This window comes from Streptomyces sp. NPDC048600, from assembly GCF_055587025.1.
The window spans coordinates 15174-35013 of the sequence record NZ_JBVJGZ010000004.1 but is presented as its reverse complement, the minus strand read 5'-3'; the positions used below and the strand labels follow the sequence as shown (position 1 = coordinate 35013).

The following is a 19840-nucleotide window of genomic DNA, read 5'->3' as shown; positions in this document are numbered from 1 at the left end:
CGCTGCCTCCCGACCGGAAACCCAAGCTACTGTCGAGTAGCGATAATGTCACGAGCCCCTACGCGTCAACCAGGGGCTCTCGGCGCCCCGAGGTGAGGGCGGTCGCGCAGCTCGGCGTCGGCGAGGCGCCGCCGCACCCACCCGTGCCGCCCCAGGCGGCACGCATGCCCGCGGTGGGGCGGGCCGAGGCGCGGGAGGTTGCCCAGCTCGTCGCGACGAGGCGTGGTGACGCCGCCTTGAAGGGGCGCGGGGAACTGCGCGATCAGCCACGTACAACCCGCACCCGAAGGACGAACGAGCCCCGCGGGCAACTGCGCGCCCAGCCACACACCACCCGCACCCAGCGGAGCGTAACGGTGGGCCACGGTCAGGCCCCCGCAACCCCCTCCGTGCTCTCGCGCAGCATAAGCCGGTGCCCCACCACCAGGTCCCGAGGAGCGTGCTCCACGACCACCTCCTCCTCCGCCGCCTCGTCCATACGCAAGCGCAGCAGCTCAACCGCGACCTTCGCCACCGCGGCCTTGTCGGGCGCGACCGTGCTCAGCGTCGGAACGCTGTACCGCCCGCCCTCGACGTCGTCGAAGCCGATGACCGCGACCTCGTCGGGAACCCGGACACCCCGCTCGTGCAGCGCCCGCAGCGCGCCGAGGGCGAGCTGGTCGTTGAGGCACAGCAGCGCGTCGGGCCGTACACCCGAGTCGAGCGCGCGGTGCACGGCCAGAGCGCCGTCGGGCATGCGGAACGAGGCGACGGAACCACGGCGGCCGGATCGTAGGCGAGGCCCGCCCGCGCGAGGGCGGCACGGAAGCCGCGCGTGCGGGCCTCGGCCGTGCCCAGCACCGCGGAGTCCCGGCCGCCGATGACGAGGATTTTCCACGCGCGGTTCGCCGGACTCACGGCGGTCCTGCCGGACGACCCGAACATGTTCGACTGCTACACCCAGCCGACGGACGTCTCCCAGGGACAGAACGGCGTCCACCGCTTCGACCGCGGCGTCAAGCTCGACATCGAGCGCCTCCGCGCCGCGCAACGGCGGCCGGCGGCGATCGAGGAGCGGGCCGGGGAGCAGCGACGGCGGCACGGGGAGTCCTCCGCGCGAGCCGCCCGCGGCCGTGCGGAGGACAATGGGATCCAGCCGTCCGGCGGGAAAGGCGGGAATCCGCATGGACTACGACACCGTCGTCCGTGAGCTGTACGGGCTGCGGCCGGAGGAATTCACCGCCGCCCGTGACGCCCACGCGGGAGACGCCCGGCGCGCGGGTGACCGGCCCCTGGCCCAGCGGATCGGCCAACTGCGCCGCCCCAGCCTCTCCGCCTGGGCGAGCAATCTCCTCGTCCGCCAGGAGCCCGAGCAGGTGGAACCCCTGCTGCGGCTGGGGGAGGGGCTGCGCGAGGCCCACCGCTCGCTCGACGGCCGCCGGCTGCGTGAGCTCGGCCGCCGCCAGTACGCCCTGATCGGGGTGCTGGCGGGGCAGGCGCGCAGGCTGGCCGCCCAGGCCGGGCACCCGATCAGCGAGGACGCCCAGCGGGAGATCGAGAACACCCTGCGCGCGGTCCTCGCCGACCCGGAGGCCGCCGAGCAGTGGGCCTCCGGCAACCTGGTCCGGCCGCTCGTCCCCACCGGTCACCTCCCCACCCCGGCACCCGGCGCCGCCCGCACCCCGGCCGCCGCCGCCGCGCGCCCCGCGCAGGCCGCCCCGCGCAAGGGCCCGACGGCCGGACGGGGCTCGAAGCCCGGAGCCGGCCCGGGATCGGGTCCGGGAGCCGGCCCGGGATCCGGTCCGGGCCAGTCGGCCGACCAGGCCAGGAAGGCCGACGCGGAGCGCCGCCGGAACCTGGCTCGCGCGCGCCGGGAGGCCGAGGCCGCCGCGGACGCCCTGCGAGCCCTGGAGGACGAGACGTCCCGGGCCACCGACGAGGCCCGCGAGGCCGGCCGCCGCGCCGAGCTGCTCGGGCACCGCGGGCGTGAGCTGACGGACGAGCTGCGTCGGGTCGAGGAGGAGCAGAGCCAGGCGCGGACGGCCGAGCGGCGGGCGCGCGAGCACGCGACGGCCCTGGCGCACCGGGTCCGCAAGGCCCGGGGGCGCGCCGAGGAGGCCGACGGAGAGCTGGGGCGCCTGGCCGAAGCCCGGCCGCCGTCCAAAGCGTCGCGCTCGCGGAAGTAGCGCGGCGCCGACACTGCCCGGGCCGAGCCCTAGGCCCTGTCGTCGAACTCCCGCCTGCCCCGCGACGCCCTGCACGCTCCCCCACTTCGTGGGAGGTGCCCCCACTCGCCGCACCGGGCACAAGCCCGAGTACGTCCGGTACGAGGGCTTGCACCCGGCACTCCCCCAGAGGGGACCCCCAGAGCACGCACCTGACGCCGCAGGGCCGCCCTCCGGGCGACGGCGGGAGTTCGACGACAGGACCTGGTTCCACACCCGACGCCGGTCGTGCTCGGCCCCTCGGCCGTCGGGACCGGGCCCGCGCACCCCTCGTATCCTGGCCCGATGCATCCACTCGCCCCCGCCCGCACCCACCGGCCGTGACCGCCGGACGACCCGGGGAGGACCTCGGCGACGAGGTGCCGTCCGGTACGACCCTGCGCGAGGTCCTGGCCCAGGACGAGGACGGCGTGCTGCGGCTCCTGCTGGCCCCGGCCGGGCAGGACGACGTCGTCGTGCGGGGCGTGATCATCGGCGTGGAGGACTCGGCGGGGCCGTACGACGGGCACATGGTGCTCGCCGTGGGGGCGCGGCCGGACGACGTACGCGCCGCGGACGTCGTGCGGGAGGCGGCGCGACGGGGCGCTGTCGCGGTCGTCCTGGGCGACAGCGGCGACGGTGGCGAGGACGGCGCCTCCGCCCCGGTCCTCGATGCCGCTCGGCGGGCCGGGATCGCCCTGCTGTCGCGCGCCCGGTGGGCCGAGTGGGGCGACACCCTGGAACTGGTGCGGTTCGCGCTCGCCCTCGGCGCGGTCGGCAGCCGGGACAGCCTGGCCCGGGGCGCCGCGGGCGGCGGCCTCGGCATGCTCGCCTCGATGGCCGCCCGCGCCTGTCGGGCGTCGATCACCGTGGAGGACACCCAGTTCCGCGTACTGGCGCACTCCGCGACCAGCGCCGACGCCGACGGGCTGCGGCTGTCGACGATCCTGGGCGGCCGGGTCCCCGAGTGGCGGGTCGCCGAACTGCGCCGCAGCGGACTGCTGCGCACCCTGTGGACCTCCCACGACGTCATCCACCGCGCGGCCGACGGGGACGATCCCGAGCGGCTGGTCGTCGCCATCCGCAGCGGCGGCGAGGTCCTCGGGTCCATCTGGGCCGCCGCGGACGGCGACCGGCTGTCCCCGGACGCGGCGCAGGCCCTGCGGCGGGCGGCCGAGGTCGCGGCGCCCTATCTGCTCCAGCACCGGCTGCGCGGCAGCACCGGCCGACGGCGTCAGGCCCACGCCCTGCGGGGCCTGCTGCTCGGCGAGGGCGACCACCACTCCCACATGTGGTCGCTGGAGCTGGACCCCGGCGTGCCCTGCGCCGTCGTCGTGGCCGAACGGGACCGTACCTCGGGACCCATCGCCGAACGCAGCCTCCGGGCCCTCGCGCTCCAGGCCTCCGCGTACCGCGCCACCGCGCGGGTCTGGCGCGAGAGCGACCGGCTGACCGTACTGCTGCCGGTCCCGGACGGCGATGAGCGGGACGCGCCGAACCTCGCGCGCGAGCTCGCCTCCCTCGCCGCCGACATGCCCGACGCCCCGGCCGTGTGGGCCGGTGCCGGGTCACCGGCCGCCACGCCGTCCGGCGCCGCCGACTCCTACGAGGAGGCACTGCTCGTCGTGCGGGCCCTGCGGGAACGGGAGGCCCGCGCCCCCGGGCCCGGCCACCCTGGGGCACCGGCGGCCACGGTGGCCACGGCGGACCCGCGCGGGTCCGTGGACCGCCGAGGGCCCGACGACCGGCAGGGGCCCGTTCGGCACGCCGGTCCGGGAGACCTGTCCTCCACCGTGGCCGTCCTGCGGGTGCTCGACGCGATCCGGCCGCTCTGGGATCGCCACGGCGGGCCCGTCCACGACATGGTCGCAGCCGACCTCGCCGCCGGAGGCGACCTGGTGCGCTCGCTCACCGCGTACCTCGACGCCGCGGGCGACATGTCCCGTGCCGCGCGGCGACTCGTCCTGCACCCCAACACCCTGCGCTACCGGCTGCGCCGGGTCCGTGAACGCTTCGGCATCGACCTCGACGACCCCGACACACGGCTCGTCGTCACGCTCGCCGTCCGCCTGGCGGAGACGGACCCGCCGACCCCGTGAGGGGCTGGAGCGGCTCTGAGGCGTCGGTGACTCCTTTGGCTGCTTTCGCCCTCCTTGTTGCGGTATTCGGAGCGGGGGACAAGGAATCCCCGATCCTTTGTCCTGCCTCACGAAGACGGGCGCGGGCCCGGCGGACGACCCTCGTGTCACTCCCTCGACACCGACGAAGGGCCACCCGTGACCACGCGTTCCGACGCCCCCGCGCACCTCAGCCCGCTTCCCGACACCTCCGCGCTCCTCGGCCCGCGGTCTGCCGCCCGCAGTGCGGGGCGCGCCGGCAGCGTCCTGCGCCACGCCCTCGACCACGGCCTGCTCGGCCCGCGGCAACCCGTCGCCGGTTTCCTCGACACCGACGGGATCGAGACGTCGGTGGCCTCCCTGCACGCCGCCTTCGACGCCGTCCCGGACGTGCTGCACACCTTCGCCGCCAAGGCCGCCTCCCTCGTCCCGGTGCTGCGACTCCTCGCCGGGCTGGGCATGGGCTGCGAGGTGGCCAGCCCCGGCGAGCTGCGGCTGGCCCGGGACGCCGGATTCCCGCCGTCCCGCATCGTCCTCGACTCACCCGCCAAGACCCACGAGGAGATCGCCGAGGCACTCGCTCTGGGGGTCGCCCTCAACGCCGACAGCCTCGACGAACTCACCCGTATCGACGCCCTGCGGCCCGCCGGCTGCGCGTCCGTCGTCGGACTGCGCGTCAACCCGCAGGTCGGCGGCGGCACCATCGGCGCGATGAGCACCGCCACCGCGACCTCGAAGTTCGGCGTGGCGCTGCGCGACCCCGGCGGCCGCGAGCGGGTCGTCGACGCCTTCGTCCGGCGGCCCTGGCTGACCCGGCTGCACGCCCACGTCGGCTCCCAGGGCTGCCCGCTCGAACTCATCGCCGAGGGCATCGCGGAGACGTACCGCCTCGCGGAGGAGATCAACGCGGTGGTCGGCAGGCGGCAGATCACCAGCCTCGACATCGGCGGCGGACTGCCCGTCAACTTCGACGACGACGAGGTGCGCCCCACCTTCGACGACCACGCACGCACCCTGCGGGCCGCGGCGCCCGGCCTGTTCGCGGGGCACTACGCGCTGGTGACCGAGTTCGGCCGGTCGCTGCTGGCCAAGAACGGTTTCATCGCGGCCCGCGTCGAGTACGCCAAGCAGGCCGGAGGACGGCGTATCGCCGTGACCCACGCGGGAGCGCAGACCGCGACCCGCACCGTCCTGATGCCGGGCGCCTGGCCGCTGCGCGTCGGCGCCTTCGACCCCCAGGGGCGGCCACGGACCGGACCGGCCGAGCCCCAGGACATCGCCGGACCCTGCTGCTTCGCCGGCGACATGGTGGCCGAGGGCCGCGAACTGCCCCTGCTCACCGAGGGCGACTGGGTCGTCCTGTACGACACGGGCGCGTACTACTTCTCCACGCCCTGGGCGTACAACAGCCTGCCCCGCCCGGCCGTGCACGGCTACACCCTGGACGGGGACGCCGTACGCCTGGCTCCCGTGCGGGACGCGCAGACGCTCGACGAGATCGCCGCCGAGAGCGGTGCACGGCACGCGGACCGGCTGCTCGCCCTCGCCCGGCCCGGCCGCTGAGCGCTGCGACGGCCACCCCGCCGACGGCCTGGCCAGGGGGCGGTGCGCGCCAGGCTACTTGCCAGTAGGATGCGGCCCGCTGTCAGGGAGCGGTGCCGACTTCAGGGGGACGCGTGGCCGACGACGCGCTGGCCGACTTCACGCGGGAACACTTCACGCACGGGGGCCGCTCGCACAGAGTGCTGCGTTCCGGGCAGGGCCCGGCCGTGATCGTCATGGCCGAGATACCGGGCATCACCCCGAAGGTGGCCCGGTTCGCCCGCGAAGTGCGCGAACTGGGCTGCACGGTGGTCCTGCCCGATCTGTTCGGCGTCGCCGGACGGGACCCCGATCCGGCGGCCCACGGATGGACCGGCGCCGCCGTGACGGGAGCGCGCGCCCTCGCCCGGGTCTGCGTCAGCCGGGAGTTCACCGTCCTCGCGGCCGGCCGCACCTCACCCGTCGTCACCTGGCTGCGCGCCCTCGCGGTGCGGGAGCACGAGCGCTGCGGCGGACCCGGCGTCGGCGCCGTCGGCATGTGCTTCACCGGCGGCTACGCCCTCGCCATGGCCACCGACGAACGCCTGCTCGCGCCGGTGCTCTGCCAGCCGTCCCTGCCGTTCGCCGTGACGGACCGCAACCGCCGTTCCCTCGACATCTCGGACGCCGACCTGCGCACGGTGCAGCGGCGCTGCGAGGCGGGTCTGACCGTGCTCGGGCTGCGTTTCCGGGGCGACCGGCTGGCCCCCGGCGAGCGTTTCGCGATGCTGCGGGAGAAACTCGGCGAGGCCTTCGTCGGGGTCGAACTCGACGACAGCGCCGCGAACCCCGACGGACTGATGCCCCCGCACTCCGTGCTGACCGAGCATCTCGTCGACGAGCCCGGCCAGCCCACCCGCAAGGCCCTCGACCAGGTGCTGGAGCACTTCCGGACCCGACTGCTGGTGTCCGGGTAGTCCCGGCGCGCACCCCGCGCGAGAGCGTCCCCCAGGGCACGTCGGCGGACGGGCGGCGGCCCGGTCCCGCGATATCCGCCGTGCCCCGACGGGCCGTTCACAGGCACCATGGCCCGAGAACATGAGCGAGCCACAGGAAACGGGGGCAGATGTGAGCGAGGTGCTGTACGGCGAGCGGTCGTGGAACCCGCTGGCGCGGACCGTGGAGCTGACCGACGGCGGACTGCGCAGAGGGTTCAGGACCACGCCGCCGACCGAACTCAACCTGATGGCCATGGCCGACGCGTACCTGCGCGGCCACTGGCTGGGCGGAGGCGGGACCGAACGGCCCCTGGAGCGGCTGCCGGAGGGACCGGGCGTCGTCCCGGTGACCCGCGCCACCGGCACCTCCAGGCCGGTACGGGTGCGGCAGGCCGCCGCGTTCGCCCGCGAACTGGGGGAGTTGGCCGTGCGGTTGTGCGGCGGTCCGGAACAGGTCGCCGCCCAGGCGGCCCGCGCCGGCACCGAGGGCGTACCGCTGTGGATCGCGCGGCGGTACGCACCCGGCCCCGCCGGGGCGGTGGCCGTCGCGGTGGACCGGAACCTGGTGCGCGTCGACGTATGGGGACCGCAGGCTCCCGTCGTACGGATCAGGGCGCCCTACGGCTTCCATGCGGCGGCCTACGACGCGACGAAGGGACTGCGGGTGACCGTCGGGGACCAGGAGGCCCGGCTCACCCTGACGAAGAAGCTGCGCAAGTCCCGCAGCAGCGCGGAGATACGGCTGCCGGGACGGCACTGGCTGCTGCGCCGGGAGAACGCGAAGAGTTCATGGCTGCTGCGCGACGGCCGGCCCGTCGCCCTGCTGTCCCGTCCGCCGCGGGGACAGCAGGTCGCGCCGGGCACGGTCCTGCTGCCGCTGGCCCCGGTGGAGTACGCCGGTTCCGACCCGCTGGACGCCGTGATGGCGCAGGTGTTCTCGGTCGCCTTCGGGCTCGGCGACACCACGGGCGCGGCCCGCTTCCGCGCGGCAAGGCGCCGGTCGCAGTCGGGTGAGCCGGTCGCGGTCGACATCTGGTGGGACCGGCCCTGGTTCAGCAACCTCGGCAGCGGCAGCGAGGACAACGAGTCCGGAGGCGGGGACGGCTGGGGCTCCGACGGCGGTGACGGCGGTGACTCCGGCGGGGGCGACGGCGGTGGAGGCGACGGAGGCGGAGGTGACGGCGGAGGCGGCGGAGGCGGCGACTGACGGCGCGGGGTGCCCTGACGGGAGTGTGCGAGGGCACGGCCGTCGGGGCCGGTCCCCGGGTCGCCGGGCGCGACCCGGGTGTACCGGCCGCCGTGGCGTCAGCAGTCGGGGATGACGGTCCCGCTGTTGTCGCGTGCCTCGTCGTTGCCCCAGCGGGAGAGGTAGTACGCGGAGACGTACTGGTTCGCCGGGCCGACGTCGAGGTCGGTGCGCAGCCACCAGTGGTTGTAGTTGCCGGAGGCGTCCCGGATCTCACGGCCCCAGACCTTGCAGAAGACATAGTTGGTGCCCGCGTAGAGCGTGCCCGTCTGGGTGGTGCCGGTCGCGGAGGCGTAGCCGGGGGCGTTGGCGAAGGTGTCGACCCAGTACTTGGCCGTGCCGCCGGAGCAACCGTTGTCGCTCGTCAGGTACTTCTGGTGGTAGGAGCCGGGATAGGGCGCCAGGGAGACGCCGTTGATGCGGATCGTCTGGCCCACGCCGTTGTAGAGCTGCTCGTAGTGGATGTGGGCGCCGGAGCTGTTGCCGGTGGAGCCGGTGGTGCCGATCCGCTGGCCCTGGGAGACACCCTGGCCGTGGCTGACGGAGAAGGCCGACAGATGGAAGTAGTAGGTCTTCCAGCCGCCACCGTGGTCGACGACCACGTAGTTCCCCGCGCCGCCCGCCTCGTAGTAGCGGTACGCGGTCCCGGAGGCCGAGGCCAGTACGGGCGTGCCCGCGGTGGAGCCGCCGTCCGAGCGCACGAAGTCCAGGGCCTGGCGAACCTCCGCGGAATGGTGGCTGTACGTCCACTGCTGCCCGCAGGGGTAGGGGGCCTTGAACGTCGGTGCGGCCTGGGCGGGGGCGGCGGCCAGGCCGATCAGCCCGGTCGCGCCGACGACGCCGGCGACGAGTACGGACAGGAGGCGTCTGAGGAACATGGCGCGGACTCCTTCGGCAGGAGGTGCGGTCGGCACCGGTGGTGGGGGGCGGGCGCACGCGCGGGGTGAGCGCGTCGGACGGATCGTATGGGCATGTTCATGACCGTACGGGGACGGCTTTCCGGCTCCGCCGAAAACCCCAGGCCACCGGACGGGCGCGAAACCCCGGACGGGGGACTTCCGTGCCACGCGGGGACGTTGTTTCATCGCGGGCATGCCCGGGACCCTGCGCATCCACCTCAGTGACGCCGACTTCCGCCATCTGCGGTTCGCGCGCTCCCCGGACCCGATGTGGGAGGCGATCCTCGGCCTGCACGTGCTGACCACACCGCCCCACCGGCTGCCCGCCCGGCTGCGCCTGTGGCGTCGCGGCGCGCGCAGGCGTCTGCAGGACGAGGATCTGCGCGGCACCTGCCGTCTGCTCACCGACCTCGCCCCGGCCGACGCCTCGTACTGGCCCGACTTCCTCACGCCCGTCGAGTCGGAGGAGGGTATGACGGCGGGCCTGCGCGTGCTGCGGGAGACCCCGCGGGCCAGGCTCGCCCGCGAACTGCGCGAGGCGTCCCGGCACCGGCCGCTGCCGGCCTGGACCCGCCGCCTGGCCGACGGCGACCGCGCCCTGCTCGACGACGTCGCGCACGCCCTCGGACAGTTCCACGACCGGCTGCTCGTGCCCGACTGGAGCGAGGTCGAGGCCACCGTCGCCGGCCATCACGCGCGACGGACGGAAGCGCTGGAAGGCGGAATCGGCGCGCTGCTCGCGTCCCTGGCGCCCTTCGTGTGGCAGGACCCCGTCCTCAGCGCCCCGTACCCTATGGACCGCAGCATCCATCCGAAGGGCCGCGGCCTGCGCCTGATCCCGTCCTTCTTCTGCCACACCACGCCCGTGGCCATCGCCGACCCCGAGCTGCCACCCGTCGTGGTCTATCCCCTCCACCCCCACGACCAGGACCACCACCCGCGCCAGGAGGCGGCCCTGGCCGCGCTGCTGGGCGCGAACCGGGCACGAGTGCTGTCGGCCCTCGCGGCCATCCGCACCACCGGTGACGTCGCCGCGCGCCTGGCTCTGCCGCCCTCCTCGGTCAGCGGCCATCTGACCGTCCTGAGGAACGCGGGGCTCGTCACGAGCGAACGCGCGGGGCTCCATGTGATCCACCGGCTGACGCCGCGCGGACGGCTGCTGCTGGAGGGGTGAGGCGCCCGGGCGGAGGTCAGAGGTTCCGCGTGGTGGGAAGGGCGTACGCGCACTGCGAGACGTAGTGCTCCGCGAGCCTCCGGTCGCCCCGGGCGATGCTGATCAGCGCGTCCCCCGACCGCTTCCCGAAGATCCCGTCGACCTGGAGCTGGAACTGCCCGGGGTAGCTCACGTTGACCCAGGACTGCAGCCGCTTCACGGCCGCGTAGGTCTCCGGGCCGAAGCGGCCGTCCACGGCGATCGGCGGGCTCGGGGTGAAGTGGTTGTAGAACTGCTGCACACAGGTCACGGCCGCGGGGACGTTCGCGTACCCGTAACCGACGTTCGGGGCATAGGGGTTGGCCTCCGCCGTGCCGGCGAGGCCGGTGTGACCCCCAGGACGCCCGCCGCGGCCGCGGCGACGATACGGCCGGCCCGGACTCTGTTCCTCATGACTCCCCCTGATGACGCAACTCGGCGCTGACGACCGCGTGTTCCTACGGTCGTGATCTTCGCCTCGCATCCTAGATCGAGCACGACCTCCTGCTTGCAAGGGGCTGCTCGGCGGTCAGAGCGCCCGCAGGCCACGGTCGGCGAAGGCGATCAGCCACTCGAAGCTCTCGTCGACGTCGGCGCTCCACTGAAAGGCGTCGGCCGCCTCCAGCGTGGCGAACCCGTGGCAGAGGCTGCGCAGCATCCGCAGGGCATGGTCGACGTCGGGGGCCCCGACGTCGTATCCGCGCAGCACGGCCATGAACGCGCCCAGCAGCTTCTGGCCGGAGACGGCGAGGGGATCGTCCGGGCCCGCCGGTTCCACCCCGATCGTCGCGGCGTACCGGCCCGGGTGCTCCACGACGAACGCCCGGAAGGCACGCGTCGCCGCGGCCAGTGCGTCGCGGCCCGCGTACCCCTGGACCGCGTGGCCGACCGCGTCGGCGACCTCGTCCAGCGCCAGGGCCGCGATACGCCGGTTGAGGTCGTCCTGACCGGCCACATGCTTGTACAGGGACGGGGTCCGCACCCCCAGCCGTTCGGCCAGCAGCCCCATCGTCAGTCTGCCGAGCCCCACCTCGTCGGCGAGCGCGGCACCGGCCGCGACCACGGCCGCCGGGTCCAGGCCCGCCCTAGGCACGGGCGGCGTCCGAGCGCAGGAAGGCGAGCACCAGCGAGACGGTCTCGTCCGGGAACTGGTCGTGCGGGTAGTGCCCGGCGCCCTCGATCATCTCCAGGCGGCCGAGGCCGGACGGCAGCGCGTCGACGACCGCCGCGCCCTCCGCGTACGGGTCGGCCCAGTCGGGGTCCTGTGCGCCCATGACGACCAGGACCGGGCAGCGGACGTTGCCGAGCTGCGCCCCGGCGTCGGTGGGGGCGCTGCGGCCCATGCTCTGCATGGCCTTCATCCGGCCCGGCTCGCGCAGCCGCGCCTCGATGCGGTCGAGCCGCTCGGCCCAGTCGGCCGGCTTCACACCGGGGTAGGCCACGTCGAGGTACGAGCGCCACAGCGGCACGCTGCCGAACACGCCGGCGCCGAGCAGCCGCAGCATGCCCTGACGGAACCGCTTCACGCGCAGGTCGCCGAGGCGGATCGACTGCTTGCGGGTGAACGGGGCCAGCTCGACGACCGCGGTGACCAGCTCGGGCTCCCGGGCGGCGGCGATGGTGGCGGCGCCACCGGAGACCGAGTGTCCGACGAGTACGGCCGGGCCGCCCAGGTGGCGGATCACGGCGAGCAGATCACCGGCGATGGCGGTGCGGCTCCAGGCCGGCCAGTCGGTGCCGGACTCGCCGCAGCCGCGCAGATCGACCGCCGCGACCCGGTGGCCCGCCGCCACCAGTGCCGGGATCATCCGACGGTACGCCTCGCGGCTGTCGCCCATCCCGTGCGCGAGCACGATGAGCGGGCCGGACCCGGTCACCTCGTAGGCGATCGTGCCACCGTCGACGTCAAGGTACTCGGTCATCGCTTCCCCCAGTCATTGGCTAACTCTGTTAGCTAAAAGCTAATGGCATTAGCCTGCCGTGTCAACGGCACCGGATCGTGCGGCTCCCGCCGTCCCTCATGTCTGCCCGGCGGGCGGCTCCGTCTCGCGCAGGGTGAACGCCGCCTCTGTCGTGCGGCACAGCGCCTGCACCGCGTGGCGCAGGGAGCGCCAGGAGGCCAGGCCGAGGAGGATGCCGAAGGGGGCCGCGGGCCACCACCAGGCGCCGAGCACCGTGAACGCCGCGCTCCAGACGAGTGCCTCGCAGGCGGCGTCGTAGGCGTCGCGGGCCTCGGCGAGGGCCGCGCGGGGCGGGTCGGCCGCGCCGAGCAGAAGGGTGGTCCAGCCGCCGGCGACGTCGCCGCCGGTCTCCCGTCTGACGTTCTCCTCGGTGACGCGCAGGCGGTCGCCGGACCACGTCGGCGACTGCGGGCGCCCGCCCGACCGGGCGCGGGCGGCCCGCGCGTCCAGCCGGTCGGCGCGCAGCGCGTGGCCGTCGGCACGGGCCCGCACGGACCGCCGGGCCAGTACGTCCGGCTCGGCCCAGCGCCGTGCGCGCCACGCGGTCACCCGCCGGCCCACCGGCATCAGCCACCACGGCCAGGCCCCGGACGCCAGCGCCCCGACGGCGGCCGCCACGTAGGGCACCGCGAACGCGGCACCCACCACCGGCACCGCGACGAGCACGAGCGAGGCGAAGGCGTCCGCGGACAGACCGCCGCCCGTCCGCAGGGCGTCGGCGATCCGCTCGCGCGCGAGGGCCGTGTCGTTCCAGTGGGCGTGTCCCAGTTCCCCGCCGCCGACGACCGCGACGACGACGAACAGCGCGGCGGGCAGCAGCCGCCGCAGGAACCAGCCGTCGGGTATGCGCTTCTGGAGTTCGAGCAGCAGGCCCATCGCGGTCAGCCGTCCACCAGGCGCATGGGCCCTCCGGCCAGGTCACAGGCCGGTGTGGCGCTCGCGGCTCCTGCGCGCAGTTCGACCCGGCCGCAGCGGCCTGTGGGGCACACCCAGCCCACCGACCGCGGCGTGGGGGCGCCCGGCCAGTCGCCGACACCCATGGTGGCGGGCAGCCCGAGCCCGTTCGGGACCCCGGCGGACTCCACCGCCTCGTGCAGCGCGCGTACCGCGTCCCGCCACCCGGTACCGGCCGGATCGGCGTCCCGTACGGCGGGGAAGGCCGACTCCCAGACGGCCGGGGGAACGAGCGGCCGCAACTCCTCGACGTTGCGGCACAGGTATTCCACGGCGTCCTCGTACACACCGCGCGCCTTCGCCCCGTCCGCCACCTCGGCCTCCCTCGAAGTCCTGATTACCACTGCTTACTGACAGCCGGTCAGACTAATGTAGGAGGCGATGACCGAGCTTCGGGAACGCGTGGTCGAACGACTGGCCACGGCACACGGCACCGGCGATCCCGCACCCGTGCGCGACCGGGAGGCGGTGCTCGACGCACTCGCCCTGCTGCGGGAGGCGGCACCCTCGCCCGAGGACCCCGTCGACCTCGAAGCGGTCGCCGCGGTGTTCTGGACGTTCTGGTTCCGCCACCAGGGTCCCGAGGACCCGGAGGCCGCGCAGAACATGAGTGTCGGTGTGGCCGCCTTCGGCTTCCTGTGCCCGCGCCTTCCGGAGGAGGCCGGACTCCCCGAGCCCCTCAAGGAGAACTTCGACCCCGCCGACCCGTCCCACGAGGCGCGGTTCGCGCACCTGGTGTGCTCGGTGCACGCCGACGTCGCGCTGAACGGACCACCGGAGGAACGGGCGCCCGCGCTGGACCGCGCGCTCGCCTGGTCGGACACCGCGCTCGACTTCGTACGCGCCGACGACCCGGTGGGCTTCGTCGAACTGGCCGTCTACGCACACGACTTGTGGATGAGCCGGTTCCAGACGGAGGCCGACCCGGACGGGCTGGTCACCGCCGCGCGCCACGGACGGGAGGTGTGCGCGCGACTGGCCGCCGAACCCGCCCTGTTCGACACCGACGTGGCGCGGGCCGCCGCTGCTGCCTGTCTGCGCACGGTCGTGGACTCGGCCCGGCTGCTCGGCACCCCCGGGATCGCCCGGATCGACCGGCTGATCGCGGTCCTGCCGGACCGTATCGTCACCCCGGAGACCGCCGACGGACTGGAGTCCCTGCGGAGCCTGAACGCCCAGCCCGTCACCTGGCCCGGCGAACGCGACCTGCGGGTCGGCGCGATGATCGCCGACGCGGGCGTCGACGAGCGGGACGCGGGCCGGATCGCCTGCGGCGTACGACGGCTGCGCGCGGCCCTCGCCGACACCCCGGCCGGCCACCCCGCGCACACCGCGGTCACCGTCGCCCTCGGCCGGGCCCTCGCCGCGTTCGCCCAGGCGCGCGAGGACGCCGACGCCGCCCTGGAGGCCACGGAACTGCTCACCTCGGCCGGGGAGATGAGTGCCGAGCACGGTGAGATGGTCGCCGTCTACCGGGAGTTCGAGGCGCTGACCGAGAGCGCTGCCCCGGACGCCTCGGAGCGGGCCGGACCCCTGCTCGGGCGCCTCGCCGAGCTGGACAGGGAGCGCGCCGACCGCGCGGGCCGGCACATCGACCTCGACCTCGAAGTCCTCTCCCTGAGCACCGGATTCGTGCCGGACGACAGCGCCGACGAACGCATCGGCCGCTACCGCGCCGCCCTCGCCGTCCTCCCCGCCGACCGTCCCCGTCGGCCCGCCTACGTCGCCGTCCTGGCCGCCCTGACGGGGCTGAGGGCCGAGGCGCTGCGCGGCGGCGCGCCCGCCCGAGCGGGACTGCTGGACGTGGAGTGCCGGGAGCTGACCGAGGAGACGCTCACCACCGCGCCACCCGGCTTCCCGGCGGCGGACCTGCTGCGCCGCGGACTGTTCGAGGCCGCGCTGCCCGTCGCGGCCCTCGCCGTCACCGCCGACATCACGCACGACGACGACCTGCCCGACGAACTCCGCGGAGTGCTCGCCCAGTTGTCCAGGATGGCCGACGTCCGCCTCGACGGCCCCGACCACCTCGACTCCGACATCGCGATCATCCGGGAGCTCCTCGACGCCGCCGACGAGGACGACCCCGAGCTGCGGCAGCACCTGGCGGGCGCCCTGGGCAGCGCCCTGTCCGCCAGCGTCGCGGAACGGCCCGACCCCGCCGTCCTCGAAGAGGTCGTACAACTCCTGCGCTACGCCCGCTCCGACTCCGGCGAGGCACCCGGCGCCTACGACCGGACGCTCGCCGACGCCCTCACCATGCTGTCGGCGGGCAGCTTCGACGCGGAGGGCGCGCGCGAGGCGGCCGCCCTGCTCGCCTCGATGCCCGGCCACGCCCAGCCGGTCCCCGGGGAGCCCGTCCCGTACGACGGCACGGCGGTGACCGGGGTCGACCGGGAAGTGCTGGCGGCACGCACGGAGTTCCACAACGCCCTGCAGAACTACATCCTGGGCCACGAGCCCGCCCAGCTGGAACGGGCCCGGAGGATCGCCCACCGGCTGCGGGAGATCACCCGCGCCGCGCCGGCCGACGGACAGGACCGGCCCTGGTACGACCTGATGGGCGACGCCTACGCCGACCTGGTCGAGACCGTGGGACCGGGCGGCCCGCGCCCCGACCTCGACGACACGGTCGTCGAACAGTGCCGCGGGACGTTCGCCGCGTGCCCCGCCGGACACCCGATGCGGCCCATGGTGACGATGACGCTCGCCCGGGTCCTGATGCAGCGCGCCGCCACCCTGCGCACCACCGAACCGGAGCGGTCACGGGCACTGCTCGCCGAGGCACAGGGCCTGCACGGCATCCTGCGGGAGGCGACGCCGGAGGGGTCGCCGATCGATCTGGCCGGCATGATCGGCACGGTCGCCGACCTCGTCGGCCGCGACCGCCTCCCCGAGATCGCGGACGACCCCGGCCCCGCGCGGCCCCAGGGCACCACCGGCACGGACGCCCCCGCACCGCCGGACACCGGCCCCTTCGGACCGTTCGCCGCGATGCTCGAACCCCTCCGCGCCCGCCTCTCGGGACAACCCGCCCCCGACGGCTGGAACAACCCCGCCCTGCCCGTCTGGATGCGCGCCCACGGCGAGATCGCCGCGGCGGCAGGCGCGCTCGGCCGGGGGACGCCGCGGATCGACCAGGCCCTGACACATCTCGAGGCGGCCGTCGAGGCGATGGCCGGCCTCACCGACCGCGGCAGCGACCAGACGTCCGCCGAGCACGGACTGTCGACCTTCGAGGGCGACATCCGGTCCGTCGTCGAACTGGTCCTGTCCGCCGTCGAACTGCGCGACGCCCCAGCGAAGGTCTCCGAGCGGATGCGCGTCCTGGAAGAGACCGTCGCGGCGCTGGAGGCGGGACGGCCGGCCGACCTCGGCGGCCTGCCCGCGCTCGACCACACGGTCCGGGGCCCCGAGGTGGACCGCACCGCCGAACTCCTGGAACGCGGCCGCGGACTGCTGCTGGCCCGCCGCATCGAGGCCCGCGCCGACATCGGCGATCTGCACTCCGCTCACCCCGAACTGGCCGCCGAGTTCGAGCGGTTGACCGACCGCCTGGACTCCCGGCCCGCACCGGACACCGGCGAGGCCACCGCGGGCGCCGCCGAATGGGCCCGGCTCGCGGGTCTGCGCGCCTCCAACGAACTCGACGACCTCGTACGGCGCATCCGCACGCTGCCCGGCTTCGAAGGCTTCCTGCGGCCGCTGACCGCCGAGGGGTGCAAGGCACTCGCAGCCGAAGGCCCCGTCGTCCTCCTCAACCACGGCAAGCGCCACTGCCACGCCCTCGTCATCACCCCGGAGTCGGTCACCGCGCTGCGTCTCGGACCCGGGGCCGAGGAGATCACCGACGCGGCGCGCCGGCTGCGCGACGCCGTCGACGCCATCAACGCGCAGGGCACCGAGCGCCCCTCGCCGCTCCGCCTCGTCGCCGCGGGGAAGGAGGTCCGCGAGACACTGGCGTGGACCTGGCACCGGATCGTCCGGCCCGTCCTGGACTCCCTCGGGGCGGCGGAACCCGTCCCGCGTCACGGCGTCTGGCCGCGCGTGTGGTGGGTGCCGACCGGCCCGTTCAGCGCCCTGCCGCTGCACGCGGCCGAGTGCACGGCGGCCGACTGCGCCGAGGACGGCTGCGGCGCCGCTCTCGACGCCGTGGTGTCGTCGTACGCGCCCGGCCTCCAGACCCTGACGTACGCGCGCGCCCGTGCCCGACGGCGTGACACCGCCGGGCACGGCGGCGCCCTGCTGGTCGCCGCGCCGGAGGACGACCTCCCCGGTGTCGCGGCGGCCGCCGACTACGCGGCCGGACTCCTCGGCGCGCGGCAGCCGTTGATCGGCCCGGACGCCACCCGCGCGTCCGTGCTCGCCGCGCTGCACGACGCCTCCTGGGCCCACTTCGGCTGCCATGCCGCGACGGACCCGGCGGAGCCCTCCGGCGCCCTGCTGCACCTGCCCAGCGGTGAGCCGGTCTCGGTCCTGGAGATCTGCCGGGTCCGCCCCCGCGCGGCGCGCCTCGCCTTCCTCGCGGCCTGCGGCACGGCCCGTACCGCCGAACGCCTGGTGGACGAGGCCATCCACATCACCAGCTCGTTCCTGCTGGCGGGCTTCCCGGCGGCGGTCGGCACCCTGTGGAAGATCGACGCCACCCACGCGGACCACATGACACGGGACTTCTACCGCCGTACGACCGCCGCCGGCGGCCCCGGTGTCGCGCGTGCCCTGCACGACACCGTCCGCCAGCTGCGGCGCCGCGTCCCGGACCGGCCGCACATCTGGGCGGCGTACGTCCACGCGGGGGCGTAGGCACGCCCGCGGGACTCAGGGCAGGGGAGTGCGGTGCAGATTGACGAGCAGCCGCCAGACCCGTACGGCGATCTCGTCGGGGGCGGCCTCGATGAGCCCGTGCAGCCAGTCGGCGACGACTCCGGCGAAGGTCGCGGCCACGGCCGAGGCGACCAGGCCCGGCTCCGGCGCGCCGACGAGGGTGCGCTCGGTGAGGCTGCGCGCCCGCAGGTCCTGGTGGAGCACGCGGCCGAGCGGGCCGCCGCCCCCGGGGCCGAGCAGCTCCCGGTACAGCCCGACGTGCGGGGCCAGGCGGTGGAAGAAGTAGACCAGGGCGGGCGGCGGGACCGCGGGGTCGGGCTTCCCGCGCCACGCGTGCAGCGCGTCGACGGCCTCGCGGACGACGTCGGCGCAGGCGTCGACGGCCAGTGCCTCGAGGTCGGCGTAGTGGACGTAGAACGTGGCGCGGCCGACGCCGGCCCGGCGTACCAGCGCGGCGACGCTGACCTCGGCGAGCGGCCGGTCGGCGCACTCCTCCAGCAGCGCCTGGCGCAGCCTCGCCCTGGTGCGCGCGGCGCGGGGGTCCGCCTGCATGCCGGTCACCCGGCCAGCAGAACGGCCGCGAGTGCGAGCGCCCCGGGCAGCGCCTGGGCGACGAAGATCCGTCGGTTGGCTGTGAACCCGCCGTACAGCCCGGCGACGAGCACGCAGGAGAGGAAGAAGACCTGGACCCGGAACCCGGTCGGGTCCGCCGCGATCAGACCCCACACCAGGCCGGCGGCCAGAAACCCGTTGTAGAGGCCCTGGTTGGCGGCGAGCGGCGCGGTGGCGCGGGCCATCTCCGCGTCGAAGCCGGACAGTTGACGCCCGGGCTTGCGCTCCCACAGGAACATCTCCAGGACCAGGATGTACGCGTGCAGCGCCGCTACCAGCCCGACCAGGATGTCGGCGGTTGTCGTCATGGGGTCGCCTTCCAGAGTTAATGGACAGGTGTCCATCTTAGCTGGACAGTCGTCCACGAAGTGCGCTGTGCCTGTGAACGTCGTCACGCGAAGTCGGGGCACTGTGCGATGAACCCCTCCGCGAACGGCGGTTCGGGCAGAATTCGTTGTCATGCCCACCCCTCCTGATCCCGCCGTCCTGTTCCCCGACGTGTCGGCCCGCGGCAGCCTCGCCTCGGCGCTGAGGGCCGTGGCCGGGGCTCGCCTCGACGCGGTGCCCGTCACGGCGTCGGACCGCGAGCCGCTGATGTACGCGAGCGTCCCCAGCCTGCTGCCTCACCGCGAGCCGCTTCAGATCAGCGCGTGGTCGTACGAGCGGCGTTGGTCCGTCCGCGGTGAGGAGTCGCACCAGGGCCTCGCCCTCGTCGAAGGGAGGACCGAGGACCTGGCGCAGGTCGCCAGGGCCGCGCGGGCCTGGTACGACGGGGCGGAGCTGCCGGACATCGCGCGAGCGGCTCCCTTCGTGCGTCTGACGGGCCGCTTCGAGGTTCCCGACGGCGATCCCGCGCGGCTGACGGAGTCCGAGTGGCGGAGCATGCGCCAGGAGGCGGCCGAGCTGGAACAGCCCTGGAGAGGTCCGTACCAGACCCTGGTCGAGACGGCGTACGCCGAGCCCGCCCTCCGCGCTCTCTACCCGTTCACCAGTCACTGGGTGCTGCGGTTCTCGAGCGGACCCCGCCCGCACCTGAGCATCGTCGGACCGTGCCTGACCGCGAACAACGACGGCACGTACGGCGTGGGCAGGGGCTTCATCACCCAGGATCTCGGTGTCTTCGCCACGGCGGAGGAGGCGGTGGCGCTGGCCGTGAGCCGGCTGCGGTCCGACCCGGAGACGGTCGCTCCCGGCGGATGACGTGACGTGAGGACGGGACGGGGGGGGGGGGGGGGGGGGGGGGGGGGGGGGGGGGGGGGGGGGGGGGGGGCCCCAGGAGACGGAAAAACCAAAGAGCCGCTCCTCCGCCCCCGTTGTATCCCACCAAACTTCCCCT

The 19840-nt window shown here is 74.8% G+C and carries 18 protein-coding genes; 9 read left to right on the top strand and 9 right to left on the bottom strand.

What is annotated here, in order from left to right; genetic code table 11:
* Positions 1-367: 367 nt before the first annotated feature.
* Positions 368-877, bottom strand: a complete 510-nt coding sequence (locus ACZ6SQ_RS06370; RefSeq protein WP_469557274.1) for a substrate-binding domain-containing protein — start codon at positions 875-877, stop codon at positions 368-370.
* Between ACZ6SQ_RS06370 and ACZ6SQ_RS06365 the strand changes: the two genes are divergently transcribed.
* The 6 genes from ACZ6SQ_RS06365 (at position 860) to ACZ6SQ_RS06340 (ending at position 8026) form a co-directional block, all read left to right on the top strand.
* Entirely contained in the window at positions 860-1189 is a 330-nt protein-coding gene (locus ACZ6SQ_RS06365; RefSeq protein ID WP_469557272.1) for a hypothetical protein, read from the top strand. The genes ACZ6SQ_RS06370 and ACZ6SQ_RS06365 overlap by 18 nt on opposite strands.
* Positions 1164-2165, top strand: coding sequence for a hypothetical protein (locus tag ACZ6SQ_RS06360; RefSeq protein ID WP_469557271.1), 1002 nt, complete (start codon positions 1164-1166; stop codon positions 2163-2165). Before ACZ6SQ_RS06365 ends, ACZ6SQ_RS06360 begins: the two co-directional genes overlap by 26 nt.
* 359 nt (positions 2166-2524) lie before the next feature.
* On the top strand, positions 2525-4282 hold the full coding sequence (locus tag ACZ6SQ_RS06355; RefSeq protein ID WP_469557269.1) for a PucR family transcriptional regulator: 1758 nt from the start codon (positions 2525-2527) through the stop codon (positions 4280-4282).
* A gap of 177 nt (positions 4283-4459) precedes the next feature.
* Positions 4460-5863, top strand: coding sequence for a type III PLP-dependent enzyme domain-containing protein (locus ACZ6SQ_RS06350; RefSeq protein WP_469557267.1), 1404 nt, complete (start codon positions 4460-4462; stop codon positions 5861-5863).
* Positions 5864-5976: 113 nt separating this feature from the next.
* Positions 5977-6798 carry a dienelactone hydrolase family protein gene (locus ACZ6SQ_RS06345; protein ID WP_469557265.1) on the top strand — a complete coding sequence of 274 codons (822 nt, stop codon included), beginning with the start codon at positions 5977-5979 and terminating at the stop codon, positions 6796-6798.
* 151 nt (positions 6799-6949) lie between these two features.
* The gene (locus ACZ6SQ_RS06340) at positions 6950-8026 is read left to right on the top strand and encodes a hypothetical protein (RefSeq protein WP_469557264.1); all 1077 of its coding nucleotides are present in this window, start codon (positions 6950-6952) and stop codon (positions 8024-8026) included.
* 98 nt (positions 8027-8124) lie between these two features.
* Here ACZ6SQ_RS06340 and ACZ6SQ_RS06335 read toward each other — a convergent pair whose 3' ends face one another.
* Positions 8125-8943, bottom strand: a complete 819-nt coding sequence (locus ACZ6SQ_RS06335) for a M23 family metallopeptidase (RefSeq protein WP_469557262.1) — start codon at positions 8941-8943, stop codon at positions 8125-8127.
* Positions 8944-9157: 214 nt separating this feature from the next.
* Here ACZ6SQ_RS06335 and ACZ6SQ_RS06330 point away from each other — a divergent pair, with 214 nt between their 5' ends.
* Positions 9158-10138 (top strand): ArsR/SmtB family transcription factor, encoded by a 981-nt coding sequence (locus ACZ6SQ_RS06330; RefSeq protein ID WP_469557260.1) that lies wholly within the window; start codon positions 9158-9160, stop codon positions 10136-10138.
* Positions 10139-10154: 16 nt separating this feature from the next.
* On the opposite strand, the gene ACZ6SQ_RS06325 is transcribed toward ACZ6SQ_RS06330, so the two are convergent.
* The 5 genes from ACZ6SQ_RS06325 to ACZ6SQ_RS06305 form a co-directional block, all read right to left on the bottom strand.
* The gene (locus tag ACZ6SQ_RS06325) at positions 10155-10427 is read right to left on the bottom strand and encodes a peptidoglycan-binding domain-containing protein (RefSeq protein WP_469557258.1); all 273 of its coding nucleotides are present in this window, start codon (positions 10425-10427) and stop codon (positions 10155-10157) included.
* 258 nt (positions 10428-10685) lie between these two features.
* On the bottom strand, positions 10686-11219 hold the full coding sequence (locus ACZ6SQ_RS06320; protein WP_469557830.1) for a TetR/AcrR family transcriptional regulator: 534 nt from the start codon (positions 11217-11219) through the stop codon (positions 10686-10688).
* Positions 11220-11241: 22 nt separating this feature from the next.
* Positions 11242-12078, bottom strand: a complete 837-nt coding sequence (locus ACZ6SQ_RS06315; protein WP_469557256.1) for an alpha/beta fold hydrolase — start codon at positions 12076-12078, stop codon at positions 11242-11244.
* A 96-nt stretch (positions 12079-12174) separates the two neighbouring features.
* Entirely contained in the window at positions 12175-12993 is an 819-nt protein-coding gene (locus ACZ6SQ_RS06310; RefSeq protein WP_469557255.1) for a hypothetical protein, read from the bottom strand.
* A gap of 5 nt (positions 12994-12998) precedes the next feature.
* Positions 12999-13385, bottom strand: a complete 387-nt coding sequence (locus ACZ6SQ_RS06305; protein ID WP_469557253.1) for a hypothetical protein — start codon at positions 13383-13385, stop codon at positions 12999-13001.
* A 67-nt stretch (positions 13386-13452) separates the two neighbouring features.
* On the opposite strand from ACZ6SQ_RS06305, the gene ACZ6SQ_RS06300 reads away from it, so the two are divergent.
* Positions 13453-17871: a CHAT domain-containing protein gene (locus ACZ6SQ_RS06300; protein WP_469557251.1), complete on the top strand. Its 4419-nt coding sequence runs from the start codon at positions 13453-13455 to the stop codon at positions 17869-17871.
* A 15-nt stretch (positions 17872-17886) separates the two neighbouring features.
* Here ACZ6SQ_RS06300 and ACZ6SQ_RS06295 read toward each other — a convergent pair whose 3' ends face one another.
* Positions 17887-18444 carry a TetR/AcrR family transcriptional regulator gene (locus ACZ6SQ_RS06295; protein WP_469557827.1) on the bottom strand — a complete coding sequence of 186 codons (558 nt, stop codon included), beginning with the start codon at positions 18442-18444 and terminating at the stop codon, positions 17887-17889.
* 5 nt (positions 18445-18449) lie between these two features.
* Positions 18450-18812 (bottom strand): DUF1304 domain-containing protein, encoded by a 363-nt coding sequence (locus ACZ6SQ_RS06290; protein WP_469557249.1) that lies wholly within the window; start codon positions 18810-18812, stop codon positions 18450-18452.
* A 151-nt stretch (positions 18813-18963) separates the two neighbouring features.
* Here ACZ6SQ_RS06290 and ACZ6SQ_RS06285 point away from each other — a divergent pair, with 151 nt between their 5' ends.
* Positions 18964-19704 carry a DUF6193 family natural product biosynthesis protein gene (locus ACZ6SQ_RS06285; RefSeq protein WP_469557247.1) on the top strand — a complete coding sequence of 247 codons (741 nt, stop codon included), beginning with the start codon at positions 18964-18966 and terminating at the stop codon, positions 19702-19704.
* Positions 19705-19840 lie beyond the last annotated feature (136 nt).

Bases quoted from the DNA above. Each gene is read 5' to 3' on its own strand.
- ACZ6SQ_RS06365 (WP_469557272.1), top strand. From the start codon at position 860: ATGACGAGGATTTTCCACGCGCGGTTCGCCGGACTCACGGCGGTCCTG.
- ACZ6SQ_RS06360 (WP_469557271.1), top strand. From the start codon at position 1,164: ATGGACTACGACACCGTCGTCCGTGAGCTGTACGGGCTGCGGCCGGAG.
- ACZ6SQ_RS06335 (WP_469557262.1), bottom strand. From the start codon at position 8,943: ATGTTCCTCAGACGCCTCCTGTCCGTACTCGTCGCCGGCGTCGTCGGC.
- ACZ6SQ_RS06330 (WP_469557260.1), top strand. From the start codon at position 9,158: ATGCCCGGGACCCTGCGCATCCACCTCAGTGACGCCGACTTCCGCCAT.
- ACZ6SQ_RS06315 (WP_469557256.1), bottom strand. From the start codon at position 12,078: ATGACCGAGTACCTTGACGTCGACGGTGGCACGATCGCCTACGAGGTG.
- ACZ6SQ_RS06310 (WP_469557255.1), bottom strand. From the start codon at position 12,993: ATGGGCCTGCTGCTCGAACTCCAGAAGCGCATACCCGACGGCTGGTTC.
- ACZ6SQ_RS06300 (WP_469557251.1), top strand. From the start codon at position 13,453: ATGACCGAGCTTCGGGAACGCGTGGTCGAACGACTGGCCACGGCACAC.
- ACZ6SQ_RS06295 (WP_469557827.1), bottom strand. From the start codon at position 18,444: ATGCAGGCGGACCCCCGCGCCGCGCGCACCAGGGCGAGGCTGCGCCAG.
- ACZ6SQ_RS06290 (WP_469557249.1), bottom strand. From the start codon at position 18,812: ATGACGACAACCGCCGACATCCTGGTCGGGCTGGTAGCGGCGCTGCAC.
- ACZ6SQ_RS06285 (WP_469557247.1), top strand. From the start codon at position 18,964: ATGCCCACCCCTCCTGATCCCGCCGTCCTGTTCCCCGACGTGTCGGCC.